Below are 767 nucleotides of genomic sequence, written 5' to 3' on the forward strand. Positions count from 1 at the left end.
CTGCGCTGCTCGGCAAGGATGCTGCCGGGTTGTCGGCATCCGCCATCGGTCGCCTGAAGGATGGCTGGCTCGACGAGCACGCCGCGTGGCAGAGGCGCGTCTGTCGGCGAAGCGCTACGTCTACATCTGGGCCGATGGCATCCATCTTCAAGCGCGCCTCGAAGACGAAAAGCAGTGCATCCTGGTGCTGATCGGCGCGACCCCGGAAGGCCGCAAGGAACTGGTCGGCTTCACCGATGGCGCCCGCGACAGCGCGCAGGACTGGCGCGATCTGCTGCTCGATCTGAAGCGGCGCGGGCTCGACGTGGCGCCGCAGCTTACCATCGCCGATGGCGCACTCGGGTTCTGGAAGGCGGCCGGCGAGGTCTGGCCGAAAACGCGCGAGCAGCGCTGCTGGGTGCACAAGACCGCCAACGTGCTCGCCAAGTTGCCGAAGAGCCAGCAGCCGAAGGCCAAACGCGCGTTGCAGGAGATCTGGATGGCTGAAACGAAGCTCGCCGCCGAGCTGGCGTTCGACGCCTTCATCGAGAGCTACGCGCTGAAGTACGAGAAGGCCGCCGATTGCCTGAGCAAGGATCGAGACACGCTACTGGCGTTCTACGACTTCCCGGCCGAGCACTGGAAACACTTGCGGACGACGGATGAGATGGACAAGCGATTTTTTTCATGACCGAGATGACGATTGCAGAAATCGCGTACGTCCATTCTTTTGTTCGGCTGCGCCGCGGGCCATTCTTCCGTCCCGGCCATCGATCTCGCAGCCGCCG

1 pseudogene is annotated in these 767 nt (G+C 64.0%); it reads left to right on the plus strand.

What is annotated here, in order from left to right:
- A pseudogene (locus tag IVA75_RS20125) lies at nucleotides 1-652 on the plus strand (IS256 family transposase); the annotation flags it as partial.
- Nucleotides 653-767: the final 115 nt, after the last annotated feature.

The organism is Bradyrhizobium sp. 134 (assembly GCF_023074155.1).
Taxonomy (GTDB): Bacteria; Pseudomonadota; Alphaproteobacteria; order Rhizobiales; family Xanthobacteraceae; genus Bradyrhizobium.